The sequence below is a fragment of the Pseudomonas viciae genome (assembly GCF_004786035.1).
GTDB classification, from domain to species: domain Bacteria; phylum Pseudomonadota; class Gammaproteobacteria; order Pseudomonadales; family Pseudomonadaceae; genus Aquipseudomonas; species Aquipseudomonas viciae.
Map to the genome: position 1 here is coordinate 4,668,548 of NZ_CP035088.1, position 15,310 is coordinate 4,683,857.

A 15,310-nucleotide genomic window follows, 5' to 3' on the forward strand; every position below is an offset into this window, starting at 1 on the left:
ACTTACGGCAGAGACCGCCATGCTCGCCTGATAATGAGGCGCTGACAAGCACATCAGACTAAGCCGCTGATTCCTATAAAAATCCGTTGGCAGTCTCTTGGCACAATTGAGTGGCCAGCAGGCCCAGCGTCATCAAGGCTCGCTCCGCCTCGCGGTTCCAGGGTGTGCCGCAATTCAGGCGGATGCAGTGATTGAACTGCTCGGTATTACTGAAAATCAGCCCTGGCGCGATACTGATGCCTTGCTGCAACGCCCGCACATGCAATTCCTGGGTGTTGACCCGCCCCGGCAGGCTGACCCACAGGATGAAGCCTCCGTTGGGGCGGCTCATTTGCGTGCCTTCGGGGAAATATTGCTGCACCGCCAGCTGAAAAGCGCTGAGGTTCTTGCGGTACTCCTGGCGGATATAGCGCAGGTGCCGGTCATAACCGCCATTTTCCAGATATGCCGCGATGCCCATTTGCGTAACGCTGCACGCCGAGTGAGTACTGAAGGTCTGGAGGCGCTGGATTTCCTGCTGGAATTTGCCGGCGATCATCCAGCCGATACGTACGCCCGGCGACAAGGTCTTGGAAAAACTCGAGCAATAGATCACCCGATCCAACCGGTCGTAGGCCTTGAGCGCCTTGGTGCGCCCCTGCTCGAACATCAGCTCGCCATAGATATCGTCCTCGACGATCTGGATGTCGAAGTCCGACGCCAGGCGCAGCAGTTGCTTCTGACGCTCCTCCGGCATGGTGCTGCCCAAGGGATTGCTCAGGCGCGTGGTCAACACCAGCGCCTTGATCGACCATTGGTTAGCCGCCAGTTGCAGCGCCTCGAGGCTCATGCCGGTGACCGGATCACTGGGGATCTCGATGACCTTGAGGCCCAGCAGATCTGCCAACTGCAGCAAGCCGTAATAGGTAGGTGACTCGGCAGCGATCAGATCCCCTGGCCGGGTCAGCACGCGCAAGGACATCTGCAGCGCATCGACACAGCCGTGGGTGATCACCACTTCGGAGGGGTCCACCACGACGCCAGCATCACGCATGCGAATCGCCACCTGACGCCGCAACGGCTCGAAGCCCGGGCTGAACATGTAGCTGAACGCCCGCGGGCTGTGAAAACGCGTGACCTTGGCCAATTGCTGGTGCAGCGCCCGCACAGGCAGGTAGTCGACGCTCGGCACCGCCGCCCCCAACGGGAATACCCCTTCGCGGCGCGACTCGACCAATACCTGCTGGATGATACTGCTGCGCGTCACCAACCCTGGGCGCTCGACCCGGGCGATGTCCGGCGTCGGCGCGGTAAGGGCCGGCGTCTGGTGCACGTAGTAACCCGATTGTGGCCGCGCGCGGATCAGCCCCTGGTCTTCAAGGTTGGCGTAGGCCTGCAGCACCGTGGCATGGCTGACGTTGAGCTGCGAGCTCATCTTGCGCACCGAAGGCACGCGTTCACCGGGCTGATACACGCCGCGCCGGATGTCTTCGGCCAGCTGTTGCGCAATACGTTGATAAAGCAGGAGGTTGGTCATGACGCAGCACTCGATTTCACGGGCATTTTATTTTTGTCGGAAACGATACCGGAACAGTTTAGAAGTGTACGGGGACAGTTGCCAGATTACTCGACAGTACAGCCCAGTGACAGCCCCAACTGTACTCATTGCGCCGCGATTTGCAGGTGTAAAAAAACCCGGCGCCTTTAAAGGGGCCGGGTTTTCCAGTGACGCAGCCCTCAGCGGGCGGCGCCGAGCTGGCCTTTTTCGTCGGAGAACACAATTTCCACGCGACGGTTCTGCGCCCGGCCACGCTCGGAAGCGTTGACGTCCACCGGAAATTCGTCACCGTAGCCTTCGACCTGGATGCGCTTGTCGTCAATGCCCAAGTCAACCAGCACGTCCGCCACCGCCTGCGCGCGGTCACGGGACAACTTGAGGTTTTCCTGCTTGCCGCCGGTGCTGTCGGTGTAGCCCTCGATGCGCACGACACGCTTGGGGTTGAGCTGCAGGAACTGCACGATCTTGAGCACGATCCGGTTGGCCGAGTTCTTCAATTCCGCTTCGCCGGTATCGAACAGAACGTCGCCCAGCGTCATCACCAGGCCGCGATCGGTCTGGGTGGTCGCCATCGCCATGATCTGTTCTTCAAGCCATTTGCCCTGCTGCTGCACACTCAGCAGTTTGGATTCACGCAGGGCCAATTGCAGGCGCTGGCGCTCCAGTTCGAGCTTTGCCGCACGTTCTTCATTGAGCACCTGGTTGCTGTGTTCCCGAGCAATCGCACTGTAGCGCTGGCTCAGGTAGGCGTAATGCTGCACATCCTCACCACTGCCCCAGTAGCTGGACAAGCGATCAGCACGGGCCAGGGATTCGCCGGCACGGATCACGTCCCTGGGCGCGGCGCGCAATACGTTGGCGTCTTCCTTGACCGTCTGGAAGTCGTTGCTGGCCTGCTCAAGCGCTGCTTCGCTGCGCTGTCCGGCGCAGCCATACAAACTGGCCAGGCTCACGAGGAGCAGACCGCCGAATACATGGGACTGCTTCATTGGGCATCATCCCTCAACTGTTTGCGCAAGCGCTTGATGCGGGTGTCGAGCACGTTCAGTTGCTCCTGGCTCTTGAGGGTCAGCACCTTCGCTTCAGCCAGGCGTGCATCCAGTTCGGCCTGTTCGGCCCGCATGCGCGCCTTCTTGTACGATTGGTCGGCCATGTTGGATTGGGCCCGGGCGAACTTTTCTTCTGCCAGTTTCAATTCAGGCACTTCGTCGGCAATGGCGCCCACGGCTCGGGCTTGTTTCAGTGCCTGTTCGGTCAGGCGGATCTGTTCATTCGGCGCCGGATCGGCTGCGCAGCCCGCCAGAGCCAGAACGGCCAGGGCAGCGAAAAGAGGTCGAATAGTCACTAATGTTCCCTACTGTTTTGGGGCGCTGACAGGTGGCTGCAACTGTGTGTTCCAACGCTCGAGATTGCGCTGCAACACAGCTTCCGTCAGGCCGGACGCGGCCAATTCTGTCATCTTTTGCGCCAGCTGTCCGCGTAACCATGGGTCATTGCAGGCGGAGTTATGGGAAACCGCCAGGAACAGCCCCGGTTTATCCACTGGCTGCGGTGCCGCCTGAAGGTCGTTCGCCATGCCCAGTGTCTGCGCCATCGCCAGGCCCGAATAGCGCCCCGCCAGGACATATTCCACCTCCCCCAGCAGCAATTTCTGAAAGGCCTGGGTCAGGTTGGGCGTGCGGGTCAGGGACAATTGCTGCTCGGCAAAAACGCCGAATCCCTGGGTCATACGGGCCTTTTCCGACAAGGCTCCGGGATGACCATGAAGATCCTCGGGCTGGTTGACGACCAAGGTCGAGTCCTTGCGTGTCCAGACCAGATGGTCGTTTTCCAGTAACGGTGGATGAACGTAGTCCAAGGCTTCCAGCCCAGTGCTGGTCAGTGGAGCGTCGGTGAGCAAGTCCATGCGACCACTGCGCACTTCGTCCAGCGCCTGGGCACGCTTGCCGGCATAAAGCAGTTCGATCTTGATCCCCAGCTCTCCTGCCACTTGTTGGAGCAAGTCGGCGCCGGCGCCGATCAGGTGCTTGGGGTCCTGGGGGTCTTGCCAAAGGTAAGGGGGCGCATCAGGGCTGCCGGTGGCGATCAGTCGCTCACACTTGCCGGCGGCAGTAGCCAGGCCCGGCATACCCGCCAACGCCCATAGCAATGACCAGCCAGCCAAACGGCGAAGATCCATGGCAGTACGCTCCCCTTGCAGCGAAAACAAATAGTGCAGAAATAAAAAACCCGGCCAAAGGGCCGGGCTCTTTATAAGTGAAGACGCCGGATTAGACCAGCTTCTCCAGCTCAGGGATGGCTTCGAACAGGTCCGCTACCAGGCCGTAATCAGCTACCTGGAAGATCGGCGCCTCTTCGTCCTTGTTGATCGCAACGATCACTTTGGAGTCTTTCATGCCGGCCAGGTGCTGGATCGCGCCGGAGATACCGACGGCGATGTACAGCTGTGGCGCAACGATCTTGCCGGTCTGACCGACCTGCATGTCGTTGGGTACGAAACCTGCGTCGACTGCCGCGCGGGAAGCGCCGACAGCAGCGCCCAGCTTGTCGGCCAGGGCGTACAGGTGCTTGAAGTTGTCGCCGTTCTGCATGCCGCGACCGCCGGAAACGACGATCTTGGCAGCGGTCAGTTCAGGACGATCGGACTTGGCCAGTTCTTCGTTGACGAAGCTGGAGATGCCGGCGTCGTGGGCAGCGCCTACGGCTTCAACGGCAGCCGAACCACCTTCGGCGGCAACCGGGTCGAAACCGGTGGCGCGAACGGTGATGACCTTGACCGCAGCGTTCGATTGCACGGTGGCAATGGCGTTGCCCGCGTAGATCGGACGCTTGAAGGTGTCGGCGCTTTCCACCGAGATGATCTCGGAGATCTGGTCGACGTCCAGCGCAGCGGCAACGCGTGGCAGGATATTCTTGCCGTTGGACGTGGCGGCAGCCAGGATGTGGCTGTAGCCCTTGCCCAGCTCGACTACCAGCGGAGCAACGTTTTCCGGCAGTTGGTGCGCGTAGGCAGCGTTGTCGGCCGCCAGCACTTTAGCCACGCCAGCGATTTTCGCGGCGGCTTCAGCCACGGCGCCAATGCCCTGGCCAGCAACCAGGACGTGAATGTCAGCGCCGATTTTGGCAGCGGCAGCCACGGTGTTCAGCGTGGCCGGAGCCAGCACCTTGTTATCGTGTTCGGCGATTACCAAGATAGTCATGTCAGATTACCTTCGCTTCGTTTTTCAGTTTCTCGACCAGTTCAGCCACCGACTTGACCTTGATGCCCGCGCTGCGTGCAGCTGGCGCTTCGACTTTCACGGTCTTGTTGGTGGAGGCGGTGGAAACGCCCAAAGCGTCCGGAGTCAGCACTTCAAGCGGCTTCTTCTTGGCTTTCATGATGTTTGGCAGGGACGCATAGCGCGGCTCGTTCAAACGCAGGTCGGTGGTGACGATGGCCGGCAGTTTCAGGGAAACCGTCTGCGCGCCGCCGTCGATTTCGCGGGTCACGGCAACGCTGTCGCCGGACACTTCAACTTTGGACGCGAACGTGCCCTGACCGTAGCCGCTCAATGCCGCGAGCATCTGGCCGGTCTGGTTGTTGTCGCTGTCGATGGCTTGTTTGCCGAGGATCACCAGCGATGGCTGTTCCTTGTCGACAACGGCCTTGAGCAGCTTGGCCACGGCCAGGGAAGTCAGGTCTTCGGCGGATTCGACGAGGATGGCGCGATCGGCACCCAGTGCCAGCGCAGTACGCAGTTGTTCCTGGGCGGTGGTCGGGCCGATGGAGACGACGACGATCTCAGTCGCCACGCCTTTTTCTTTCAGGCGTACGGCTTCTTCTACGGCGATTTCGCAGAAAGGGTTCATCGACATCTTGACGTTGGCGAGGTCGACGCCGGAGTTGTCCGCCTTGACGCGAACCTTGACGTTATAGTCGACCACTCGTTTGACAGCTACAAGAACCTTCATGGATTCCTCGTTACTCTCCGGTGAAAAGAAAGTCGCCTAGGCGAACCTGGCGGTTGATGCTCATGGGCGCAAGGGCACCTCTAAAAACGCCGGCATGAACCACACATGACCTTGCTCACGGGAGTGAAGACCGTTCGTCAGTGATGACTGATGAGTCATTCATTATCGCGGCGTGTAAACTGCGCGTCCGAACCACGCAATACGTCACTTTGTGCTGCCTTCGCCCTGTCTTTAGAGGTGCTCTTGAAACCAACAGTCAGCCTACGGCGAGCGCAAAACCGCCCGTATCTTGACCGGAACGCCTATTCCGGTCAATACGGCAAAATGGTCAGTCATAAGCCGCACGTCAGTGATTTATCTGGCCTGCGGCAATTTCAAACAAACGTTTGTATTGGACCCTGAGAGTGGTGTAGATATAATGCGCCGCTTAAGAGAGCACCGCGTGCCATTCCGTGTCGTTTTCGTCGCTTTTAGCAAAGAAACCACGGATGCAACGCTCAACCTCCAATTAGAAAAAACTGTAGAGCCTTGAGTAGGAGATAGCCTGTGGAACGCGAATACATGGAATTCGACGTGGTCATCGTCGGTGCCGGCCCCGCTGGCCTGTCTGCCGCTTGCCGACTGAAACAGAAGGCCGCCGAAGCCGGTAAGGAAATCAGCGTCTGCGTGGTCGAAAAAGGCTCCGAGGTCGGTGCGCACATCCTCTCCGGTGCGGTGTTCGAACCCCGCGCCCTGAACGAACTGTTCCCGGACTGGAAAGAACTGGGCGCCCCGCTCAACACCCCGGTGGTGCGCGACGACATCTATGTACTGCGCAGCAGCGAGACCTCCACCAAGGTGCCCGACTTCTTTGTGCCCAAGACCATGCACAACGAAGGCAACTACATCATATCCCTGGGCAACCTGTGCCGCTGGCTGGCCCAGCAGGCCGAGAACCTGGGCGTAGAAATCTACCCGGGCTTCGCCGCCCAGGAGGCGCTGTTCGACGAGAATGGCGTGGTCCGCGGGATCATCACCGGCGACCTGGGTGTCGACCGTGAAGGTCAGCCGAAGGAAGGCCTCTACACTCCCGGCATGGAACTGCGCGGCAAGTACACGCTGTTCGCCGAAGGCTGCCGTGGTCACATCGGCAAGCAGCTGATCAAGCGCTTCAACCTCGACAGCGATGCCGACGCCCAGCACTACGGCATCGGCCTGAAGGAAATCTGGGAAATCGACCCGGCCAAGCATCAACCGGGCCTGGTGGTGCACACCGCCGGCTGGCCGCTGGACATCATGAGCGCCGAAAACACCGGTGGCTCGTTCCTTTATCACTTGGAAAACAATCAGGTCGTAGTCGGCCTGATCGTTGACCTGTCCTACAGCAACACCTTCCTGTCGCCGTTCGATGAGTTCCAGCGCCTCAAGCATCACCCGGTCCTCAAGCAGTATCTGGAAGGCGGCAAGCGCATCAGCTACGGCGCCCGCGCCATCTGCAAGGGCGGCCTGAATTCGCTGCCGAAAATGGTTTTCAAGGGCGGTGCGCTGATCGGTTGCGACCTCGGCACCCTCAACTTCGCCAAGATCAAAGGCAGCCACACTGCCATGAAGTCCGGCATGCTCGCGGCCGACGCCGTGGCCGATCGCTTGTTCGCCGAATCCGAAGGCGGCGATGAACTGACTGCCTACGTCGACAGCTTCAAGAACAGCTGGCTCTACGAAGAACTGTTCGCCACCCGCAACTTCGGCCCGGCGATGCACAAATTCGGTCCGATCATCGGCGCTGGCTTCAACTGGTTCGACCAGAACATCATGGGCGGCAAAATGCCGTTCACTCTGCACGATACCAAGCCGGACTACGCCTGCCTCAAGCTGGCCAAGGACAGCCAGAAGATCGACTACCCCAAACCTGACGGCAAGCTGAGCTTCGACAAACTCAGCTCGGTGTTCATCTCCGGTACCAACCATGAAGAAGAACAACCCTGCCACCTGAAGCTGACCGACCCGAGCATCCCGATCAGCAAGAACCTGCCACTGTACGACGAACCCGCGCAGCGCTACTGCCCGGCCGGCGTGTACGAAGTGGTGACCAAGGAAGACGGCGAGAAGCGCTTCCAGATCAACGCCCAGAACTGTGTGCACTGCAAGACCTGCGACATCAAGGACCCTGCACAGAACATCACCTGGGTTTCGCCGGAAGGCGCCGGTGGTCCGACTTACCCGAACATGTAAGCTGATCCGCTGAACATCGAGGCTCCCGGAAGGGGGCCTTTTTGTTGTCTACGATTTCAAGAACCACAACAGATCAAAATGTGGGAGCGGGCTTGCTCGCGAAGGCGTCGTGTCAGTCGCTAAAGATACCGGCAGTAAACCGCCTTCGCGAGCAAGCCCGCTCCCACAGGGTGATTTGCGGTGGATCAGGCGGCGCGCTCTTCTCCAGGATTGCGCTCGAAGTAGCGCTTGTACTCGCGGCTGAACTGCGACGAACTCTGATACCCCACCTGATGCGCGACCTGGGCCACGCCCAAGCCTTCGCTAAGCAGCAATCGCTGCGCCTTGAGCAGACGCAAGCGCTTGAGATACTGCACCGGCGACAACAGTGTGCTGCGCTTGAAATGCTCATGAAAGGTCGAGGTGCTCATGTTTGCGCAACTGGCCAGCGTTTCGACGTTCAGCGGCTCGGTAAAGTGTGCATGCAGATGGCTCAGGGCAGCGGCAATCCGGGCGAACTGCCCTTGCTGTTCCACCAGTGCCCGCAATACATCGGCCTGAGGTCCACGCAAGGCGACGAACAGCAATTCCCGCAGCCGCGCCTGGCCCATGACCTGGCACTCCAACGGATCGTGCAGGCAGTGCAACAAGCGCTCGACGCACCCACGCATCGCGTCATCGAGCACGGCACAAGTCATGGACTCCGGCGTCTGCGGCGCCAGGCTCCGCCCCGCCACCAGCCCCATGGCCAGCACCAGTTCCCCCAGCATCACCCGATCGATCGCCACAGAAACCCCTAGCAGCGGGGCATTGGGCATGGCATAGGTTTCGCACTCGAACGGCACCGGCAACGCCTGGATCAGATAATTCCCGGCACCATATTCCAATGTGCGAGGTCCCAAGTACGCCAGTTTGCTGCCCTGGGCAATGATCACCAGGCTCGGCTCGTAAAGCTGCGGGCCGCGGGCCACATCCTGGCAGGCCCTGAGCACATGCACCCCGGGCAGCCGCGTGGGAACGAAACCATCGCGGATCGCCAAGGGCTCGATCAGCGAGACCAAGGCGGCGTTGGCATCAAGATGACGAGTCAACAACATAGGAAAACTTCACGAAAAAAGGATGAAGGCATCATCGCAGGTCTGCGTCTCGTAGAAATCAAATCATAGCCAGCGCCGGAGAAATAGGCATGACATACGTAGGAATCACCATCGCCGCAATCCGGCAAGACTCCCAGAATGGACCACCTCACCGTTCACTGCTTAGCGAGGCTCATTATGTACACTGCCATCGGATATGCCGCCCAGTCGGCCACCACTCCCCTCGCCCCCATGAAGTTCGAACGCCGCAGCCCGCGAGCCGACGATGTGGCGATCGACATTCTCTACTGCGGCGTCTGCCATTCCGACATCCACCAGGCCCGCAATGAATGGGGCATCGCCGTTTACCCGTTGATGCCCGGTCATGAGATTGTCGGCAAAGTTACCGCCGTCGGTGCGAATGTCACCCGCTATAAGGTTGGCGACCTGGTAGGCGTTGGTTGCATGGTCGACTCCTGCCGTGAGTGCGAAGCATGCCGCGCTGACCTGGAGCAATACTGTTACCAGGGCATGACACAGACCTACGCCAGCCCGGACCGTATCAGCGGCGGCCACACCATGGGCGGTTACTCCAACAGCATCGTGGTCAGCGAGCACTTCGTGCTGCGCATCCCGGAAACCCTCGATCCGGCCGGCGCCGCGCCGATTCTCTGCGCCGGCATCACCACCTACTCGCCCCTCAAGCACTATGGCGTGAAGGCTGGCGACAAGGTTGGCGTGCTGGGCATGGGCGGCCTCGGGCACATGGGCATCAAGTTCGCCAAGGCCATGGGCGCGGAAGTGACGTTGTTCACCCGCTCGGCGAGCAAGGCTGAAGAAGCCCGTCGCCAAGGTGCGGACCACGTGATCGTGTCCACCGACGCCGAGCAGATGGCCGCTGCCGCCGGGCGCTTCAACTTCCTGCTGGACACCATTCCGGTGCAGCACGACCTCAACCCCTACCTCGACACCTTGCGTTTCGACGGTGTGCACATCCTGGTGGGTCTGGTCGAGCCGATTGATCCGCCGGTCCATGCCGCAAAACTGATCATGGGCCGTCGGGTCCTGGCTGGCTCCTTGATCGGCGGTATCGCCGAAACCCAGGAAGTGCTGGATTTCTGCGCCGAACACAACATCAGCTGCGACATTGAAATGCTCGACATCCGTCAGATCAACGAGGCCTACAGCCGTATGATCGCCGGGGATGTGAAATACCGCTTTGTCATCGACATGGCAACCCTCAAGGCCTGACCCTCAGACCTTGGCACCAAGCTCCGCCGACAGCCGGGCTGTGACCCCTTTGACCAGGGGAATCAGCTCGGCCATTTTTTCCAACGGCATGTAGGGCACGGTGCTGGCGATGCTGATACCGGCAACGATGCGCTTGCCGGCGTCACGGATCGGCGCCGCCACGCAGCGAATCGACGGTTCGTTGTCTTCCAGGTCGAACGCATAGCCCCCCGCCACATACTCCACCATCCGTTGCTGGAACTGTTCCCAGGATTGCTCCTGATGCTGGGGCCAGAACTGATTCTTCCCACCGGCCGGCAGGCTGATTTCGTACAGCCTCTTCCATTGTTCCTGCGAGTCATCGAGCATCAGCGCCTTGCCGATCCCGGTACGTGCCAGCGGCATGCGATGGCCCACGCGCGAGCGCATCTCCGGGCCGTTGCGCCCGGGATTTTTCAGCAGGTACAAGACCTCATCACCCTCGCGAATCGCCAGGTGAACGGTGTCGCCGGTAAGCGCCGACAGTTCGTCCAGGTACGGCCCCGCCAGGCTCACCAACGGCAGTTCTTCCCGGGCCTGGAAACCCAGTTCGATCAGCTTCGGCCCCAGCAGGTAACCCACTTGCGGCACCACGCGCAGGTAACGTTCGTCCACCAGGCAACTGGCCAGGCGATGGGTGGTGCTGCGGGTGGTGCCGATCAGCCGGGCGATTTCCTTCAAGTCACGGGCGCCGCTGGCAACCGCCTGGACCACGCCCAGGCCGCGCAGCAAGGTCTGGGTGCCTGTGGGCGCTGCGTCCTTGGTGATTTTTGGATCGTCTTGCTGCATAGCCGGCCTTCAACAGTGAGCGGGGAACGGGCGGCATTATGGTCGCCCGCCCCGTCGGACTACAACTCGATGCGCTCGACCTTCCCCACCAGCAGGATGTAGGACAGCGCGCCAATCAATGCCAGAACGGCGATATAGGTGATGGCCGGGGCAAACGAATCGCCGCTGGCGAGGAACCCAATGACAATCGGCGTGGTGATGGCCGCCAGGTTGCCGATGAAGTTGAACACCCCACCCGTCAACCCGAGCAGCCGTGCTGGGGCCAACGTGGAAACCAGCGACCAGGTGATCGACGCCAGGCCATTGCCGAAGAACGCCAAGGCCAGGAATGCGATGACCAGCGGCGTCGATTCGACGAAATTGGCGCCGATGATCGACGTGGAGATCAGCAGCCCGCCGATGATCGGCAGCTTGCGCGCGAATCCCACGCTGGTGCCACGACGGATCAGCCAGTCGGAAAAGAACCCGGAACACAGCACGCCGACAAACGCCGCAAGGAACGGCAACGACGCCAGCAGGCCGGACTTGATGAAGTCCATGCCGCGATATTTCACCAGGTAGGTCGGGAACCAGGTCAGGAAAAACCACAGCGTGGAGTTGAGGCAGAACTGTCCCAGGTAAATGCCCCACAACTTGCGTTGGGTCAGGACGATCCCCAGGTCGGCCCAGCTGAATTTTGCCTTGGCCTTCGCGGTATCGGCCTGGATATCGACTAATCCGCCACCTTCGCGGATCAGTTCGATTTCAGCCGCATTGGCCCCTTTGAAGTCCCGTGGTTCGCGATAAACCGCGTACCAGATCAGCGCCCAGAGAATGCCCACCGCGCCCGTGGCGACAAACACCATGTGCCAGCCGAACGCATGTTGCAGCCAGGCCAATACCGGCGTCAGGAAGGCCAACCCGACGAACTGCCCGGAGGTGTAGAAACCGATGGCCGTGGCCCGCTCGCGCTCAGGAAACCAGGTGGTGACCACGCGACTGTTGATCGGATACGCCGGCGCTTCCAGCGCACCCACCGCCATGCGCAGCACGAACAGCGCGATGAAACTGGCGGCGAAGCCAAGCATCACCGTGGCCACCGACCACAGCAGCAGCGCCACACTGTAAAGAATGCGCGGCGGCACCCGGTCCACCAGCCAGCCACCAGGAATCTGCATGGCCGCGTAGGTCCAGCCGAACGCCGAGAAAATCAGCCCGACATGAATCGGATCGATGCCCAGGTCACTGGTCAGTGCGGGAGCGGCAATTGAGAGGTTACTGCGGTCCAGGTAATTGATCACCACGGTGATGAACAGCAGGACCATGATGAAAAAACGCTTGCGGCTGGGCGTCACCAACGACGCTTGCGCGCTCAGGGTGTGCGCTTGCATGTGAGGTGCCTCTTTTTATGTTTATTGAGGAATCGGGCGCATTGCTGGAGATCTCCCTGTTTAAGGAGATCGAGTGTGGGAGCGGGCTTGCTCGCGAAGAGGGTGTGTCAGTTAGCGGATGTATTACTGACACACCGTCTTCGCGAGCAAGCCCGCTCCCACATTTAAACCGAGTGAGTCAGAGCACTCACCACTCAGCAAAACTACCATCGGCATGCCGCCAGATCGGATTGCGCCAGCGGTGGCCGATGGCCGCGCGTTCGATGACGTATTCCTCATTGATCTCAATGCCCAGGCCCGGGCCGTTGGGGATTTTCACGAAGCCTTTGTCGTAGTCGAACACCTGCGGATCCTTGATGTAATCCAGCAGGTCGTTGCTCTCGTTGTAGTGGATGCCCAGGCTCTGTTCCTGGATGAACGCGTTGTAGCAAACCGCGTCCAATTGCAGGCACGCCGCCAGGGCGATCGGGCCCAGCGGGCAGTGCAGCGCCAGCGCTACATCGTAGGCTTCGGCCATGTTGGCGATCTTGCGGGTTTCGGTGATGCCACCGGCATGGGACGCATCCGGCTGGATGATGTCCACGTAGCCTTCGCTGAGCACCCGCTTGAAATCCCAGCGGGAAAACAGCCGCTCGCCCAGGGCAATCGGGGTACTGGTCAGCGGCGCCAGTTCTTTTAGGGCCTCGTAGTTTTCGCTGAGCACCGGCTCTTCGATGAACATCAATTTGTAGGGGTCGAGTTCCTTCATCAGCACCTTGGCCATCGGCTTGTGCACGCGACCGTGGAAGTCCACGCCAATGCCGACGTTCGGCCCGACCGCGTCCCGCACCGCCGCGACGTTGGCCAAGGCCAGGTCGACTTTTTCAAAGGAGTCGAGAAATTGCAGCTCTTCGGTGCCGTTCATCTTCACTGCGGTGAAGCCCCGCGCCACCGCCTCTTTCGCCGCACGGGCGGTGTCGGCCGGCCGGTCGCCGCCGATCCACGAATACACACGGATCTTGTCGCGCACCTGGCCGCCCAGCAAGTCGCTGACCGACACGCCCAGGGCCTTGCCCTTGATGTCCCATAGTGCCTGGTCAATGCCGGCCAACGCGCTCATGTGGATCGCCCCGCCCCGGTAGAAGCCGCCGCGATACAACACCGTCCAGATATCTTCGATGTTGCGTGGGTCTTTGCCGATCAGGTAGTCGGACAGTTCCTCGACGGCCGCCGCCACCGTATGGGCACGACCTTCGACCACGGGCTCGCCCCAGCCGGTCACGCCTTCGTCAGTTTCGATCTTGAGGAAGCACCAGCGCGGCGGAACGATAAACGTGGTCAGTTTGGTGATTTTCATCTTGTTGTCTCTCTTATCAGATGCAGCGCACGGGGCGCTGGAAAAGTCTTCAGTTCAAGGCATTCCACGCGGCCACGTAGGCCTTGGCGCGCACCGCCACTTCGTCCGCCGTCAGGCCCGGCTTGAACAGTCCGGAACCGAGGCCGAAACCCTTGACGCCGGCCTCGACGAACACCGCCATGTTGTCCGGCGTGATCCCGCCCACCGGCACCAGCACGGTCCCCGTGGGCAACACCGCCAGCCAGGCCTTGACCACCGCCGGGCCCATTTGCTCGGCCGGGAACATCTTCAGCACATGGGCGCCTTCGGCCAGTGCGGCAAAGGCTTCGGTGGGCGTGGCAACGCCGGGCGACAAGTACAGCCCTGCCGCTTTCGCCGCCCGCAGCACCTTAGGATCGCTGTGGGGCATCACGATGACTTGACCGCCAGCGGCTTTCACTTGCTCGACCTGTTCCGGCGTGAGCACCGTGCCGGCACCGATCAGGCAATCGGCGGGCAACGTACTGCGCAGGATGCGGATACTTTCGTACGGCTCGGGAGAGTTAAGCGGTACTTCGATGACGCGAAATCCGGCGCCATAAAGGACTTCGCCGATAGCGGCGGCCTCGTCCGGACGCAGACCGCGCAAAATTGCGATCAGCCCGTTGTGCGCCAGTGCTTGTGTGAGCATGTCAGACCTCCAGTCGTTTAACGCGATGCGGTGGAATCGAGCAGCCCGGCCGCCACGGCCAGTTGCCACAAACCACGCTCGGTGGCCTGTTCGGCCAGGGTCACCCGGGCAAAACCGCAGGCGTCGAGGGCCCGTTGATAACGGGCGCAGAGTTGGGAATTGCCGATCAGTACCACGGCCGGCAGGTGGATGCTGTCGCGGCGCCGGCGTTGTACGGTGGCCAGCGCCGTCAGCTCATGACCGATCAACAGGCCAGAGAGGTAGTCCGCCTGGGCGCTAGCCATCAGTTCGCCGGTCAAGCCCAGGCTGCGGGCGCTGAACACGGTGGACAACGGGCCGATCTGGCCATCCACCGACAACGCCACTTGCACGCCACGATCAAAGGCCAGGCCGTCGAACGTCGCGCTACGCTGCTGGGTACGGCCGAGAATGCTGTGGTCGCTGAGCACGGCGAAGATCTCACCGGTCATGAAGGTGTCGAAATGCTCGATGCAACCATCGGCCACTTCCACCCATTTCGAGTGACTGCCGGGCAGGCCGATCAGCACGGCTTCGTCCGGCAGGCTGTGCAAGGCACCGAGCACTTGGGTCTCTTCACCGCGCATGACATTGGGCAAGCGTGAACGCTGGATCACCCCAGGCACGATATGCACATCAACGCCGCGAAGACTCCGAACGGTTTGTAGGGAATGTCCGAGATTGGCGACGTTGGCGGGTGTGTCGCAGTAAGGCGCTTCGCGCCAGCCCTGAGCACTGCCGACCATGCCGCAGGCAATGACAGGCAAGCCAGGCTGTGCATCGAGCCAGTCGCCGCAGGCCTCATCGAAGGCCAATTCGAAGCCGTCGACGCACACCCGGCCGGCCAGGGTTCGCGGCCCGGAGGGCAACTGCATGATCCCCGTCGACAGCGAGCGCTGTTCGAGCACCTCGCCACCGGCGGCGAGTTTGTAAGCCCGTAATGAGGTGGTCCCCCAATCGAGCGCGATCAATTGCGCCTGCATCCGCTTCACCTGTTTTGTTTTTTGGCAGTGAGTGAGACGGACTATAAACCTGGGCGCGATTAAATCTCAATATATAAATATCACTCCCATATAGTGGGATATAAAGATCACCTACAAAGCC

14 protein-coding genes are annotated in these 15,310 nt (G+C 60.8%); 2 read left to right on the forward strand and 12 right to left on the reverse strand.

The genetic code is table 11. From position 1 onward, the window contains the following. Window positions 1–73: 73 nt before the first annotated feature. The 6 genes from EPZ47_RS20320 to EPZ47_RS20345 form a co-directional block, all read right to left on the reverse strand. Window positions 74–1,516, reverse strand: a complete 1,443-nt coding sequence (locus EPZ47_RS20320) for an aminotransferase-like domain-containing protein (RefSeq protein ID WP_072406270.1) — start codon at window positions 1,514–1,516, stop codon at window positions 74–76. 200 nt (window positions 1,517–1,716) lie between these two features. Continuing rightward, on the reverse strand, window positions 1,717–2,526 hold the full coding sequence (locus EPZ47_RS20325) for an OmpA family protein (RefSeq protein ID WP_135846437.1): 810 nt from the start codon (window positions 2,524–2,526) through the stop codon (window positions 1,717–1,719). Further along, window positions 2,523–2,882 (reverse strand): DUF4398 domain-containing protein, encoded by a 360-nt coding sequence (locus EPZ47_RS20330; protein WP_135846438.1) that lies wholly within the window; start codon window positions 2,880–2,882, stop codon window positions 2,523–2,525. Before EPZ47_RS20330 ends, EPZ47_RS20325 begins: the two co-directional genes overlap by 4 nt. Window positions 2,883–2,891: 9 nt before the next feature. Beyond that, the gene (locus tag EPZ47_RS20335; protein WP_135846439.1) at window positions 2,892–3,716 is read right to left on the reverse strand and encodes a substrate-binding periplasmic protein; all 825 of its coding nucleotides are present in this window, start codon (window positions 3,714–3,716) and stop codon (window positions 2,892–2,894) included. Window positions 3,717–3,807: 91 nt separating this feature from the next. After that, window positions 3,808–4,737 carry an electron transfer flavoprotein subunit alpha/FixB family protein gene (locus tag EPZ47_RS20340; protein WP_135846440.1) on the reverse strand — a complete coding sequence of 310 codons (930 nt, stop codon included), beginning with the start codon at window positions 4,735–4,737 and terminating at the stop codon, window positions 3,808–3,810. A gap of 1 nt (window position 4,738) precedes the next feature. Beyond that, window positions 4,739–5,488, reverse strand: coding sequence for an electron transfer flavoprotein subunit beta/FixA family protein (locus EPZ47_RS20345; protein ID WP_003179445.1), 750 nt, complete (start codon window positions 5,486–5,488; stop codon window positions 4,739–4,741). 546 nt (window positions 5,489–6,034) lie between these two features. On the opposite strand from EPZ47_RS20345, the gene EPZ47_RS20350 reads away from it, so the two are divergent. Then, window positions 6,035–7,699, forward strand: a complete 1,665-nt coding sequence (locus tag EPZ47_RS20350; RefSeq protein WP_135846441.1) for an electron transfer flavoprotein-ubiquinone oxidoreductase — start codon at window positions 6,035–6,037, stop codon at window positions 7,697–7,699. A gap of 185 nt (window positions 7,700–7,884) precedes the next feature. Here EPZ47_RS20350 and EPZ47_RS20355 read toward each other — a convergent pair whose 3' ends face one another. Next, a complete protein-coding gene (locus EPZ47_RS20355) occupies window positions 7,885–8,775 on the reverse strand; it encodes an AraC family transcriptional regulator (RefSeq protein WP_135846442.1) in 891 nt (296 codons plus the stop codon). 177 nt (window positions 8,776–8,952) lie between these two features. Between EPZ47_RS20355 and EPZ47_RS20360 the strand changes: the two genes are divergently transcribed. Then, window positions 8,953–10,005, forward strand: coding sequence for an NAD(P)-dependent alcohol dehydrogenase (locus EPZ47_RS20360; RefSeq protein WP_109754364.1), 1,053 nt, complete (start codon window positions 8,953–8,955; stop codon window positions 10,003–10,005). A gap of 3 nt (window positions 10,006–10,008) precedes the next feature. Here EPZ47_RS20360 and EPZ47_RS20365 read toward each other — a convergent pair whose 3' ends face one another. The 5 genes from EPZ47_RS20365 to EPZ47_RS20385 form a co-directional block, all read right to left on the reverse strand. Then, window positions 10,009–10,812: an IclR family transcriptional regulator gene (locus EPZ47_RS20365; protein ID WP_013693986.1), complete on the reverse strand. Its 804-nt coding sequence runs from the start codon at window positions 10,810–10,812 to the stop codon at window positions 10,009–10,011. Between the two features lie 59 nt (window positions 10,813–10,871). Next, window positions 10,872–12,182 carry an MFS transporter gene (locus tag EPZ47_RS20370; RefSeq protein WP_135846443.1) on the reverse strand — a complete coding sequence of 437 codons (1,311 nt, stop codon included), beginning with the start codon at window positions 12,180–12,182 and terminating at the stop codon, window positions 10,872–10,874. Between the two features lie 187 nt (window positions 12,183–12,369). Then, window positions 12,370–13,518 carry a galactonate dehydratase gene (dgoD, locus tag EPZ47_RS20375; RefSeq protein WP_135846444.1) on the reverse strand — a complete coding sequence of 383 codons (1,149 nt, stop codon included), beginning with the start codon at window positions 13,516–13,518 and terminating at the stop codon, window positions 12,370–12,372. Window positions 13,519–13,567: 49 nt separating this feature from the next. Beyond that, a complete protein-coding gene (locus tag EPZ47_RS20380; RefSeq protein WP_135846445.1) occupies window positions 13,568–14,188 on the reverse strand; it encodes a 2-dehydro-3-deoxy-6-phosphogalactonate aldolase in 621 nt (206 codons plus the stop codon). Between the two features lie 17 nt (window positions 14,189–14,205). Further along, on the reverse strand, window positions 14,206–15,189 hold the full coding sequence (locus EPZ47_RS20385; RefSeq protein ID WP_135846446.1) for a 2-dehydro-3-deoxygalactonokinase: 984 nt from the start codon (window positions 15,187–15,189) through the stop codon (window positions 14,206–14,208). Between the last annotated feature and the right edge of the window lie 121 nt (window positions 15,190–15,310).

Coding starts and splice junctions, on each gene's coding strand:
- EPZ47_RS20320 (WP_072406270.1), bottom strand. CDS start 1,516: ATGACCAACCTCCTGCTTTATCAACGTATTGCGCAACAGCTGGCCGAA.
- EPZ47_RS20325 (WP_135846437.1), bottom strand. CDS start 2,526: ATGAAGCAGTCCCATGTATTCGGCGGTCTGCTCCTCGTGAGCCTGGCC.
- EPZ47_RS20335 (WP_135846439.1), bottom strand. CDS start 3,716: ATGGATCTTCGCCGTTTGGCTGGCTGGTCATTGCTATGGGCGTTGGCG.
- EPZ47_RS20340 (WP_135846440.1), bottom strand. CDS start 4,737: ATGACTATCTTGGTAATCGCCGAACACGATAACAAGGTGCTGGCTCCG.
- EPZ47_RS20345 (WP_003179445.1), bottom strand. CDS start 5,488: ATGAAGGTTCTTGTAGCTGTCAAACGAGTGGTCGACTATAACGTCAAG.
- EPZ47_RS20355 (WP_135846442.1), bottom strand. CDS start 8,775: ATGTTGTTGACTCGTCATCTTGATGCCAACGCCGCCTTGGTCTCGCTG.
- EPZ47_RS20360 (WP_109754364.1), top strand. CDS start 8,953: ATGTACACTGCCATCGGATATGCCGCCCAGTCGGCCACCACTCCCCTC.
- EPZ47_RS20365 (WP_013693986.1), bottom strand. CDS start 10,812: ATGCAGCAAGACGATCCAAAAATCACCAAGGACGCAGCGCCCACAGGC.
- EPZ47_RS20370 (WP_135846443.1), bottom strand. CDS start 12,182: ATGCAAGCGCACACCCTGAGCGCGCAAGCGTCGTTGGTGACGCCCAGC.
- dgoD (WP_135846444.1), bottom strand. CDS start 13,518: ATGAAAATCACCAAACTGACCACGTTTATCGTTCCGCCGCGCTGGTGC.
- EPZ47_RS20380 (WP_135846445.1), bottom strand. CDS start 14,188: ATGCTCACACAAGCACTGGCGCACAACGGGCTGATCGCAATTTTGCGC.
- EPZ47_RS20385 (WP_135846446.1), bottom strand. CDS start 15,189: ATGCAGGCGCAATTGATCGCGCTCGATTGGGGGACCACCTCATTACGG.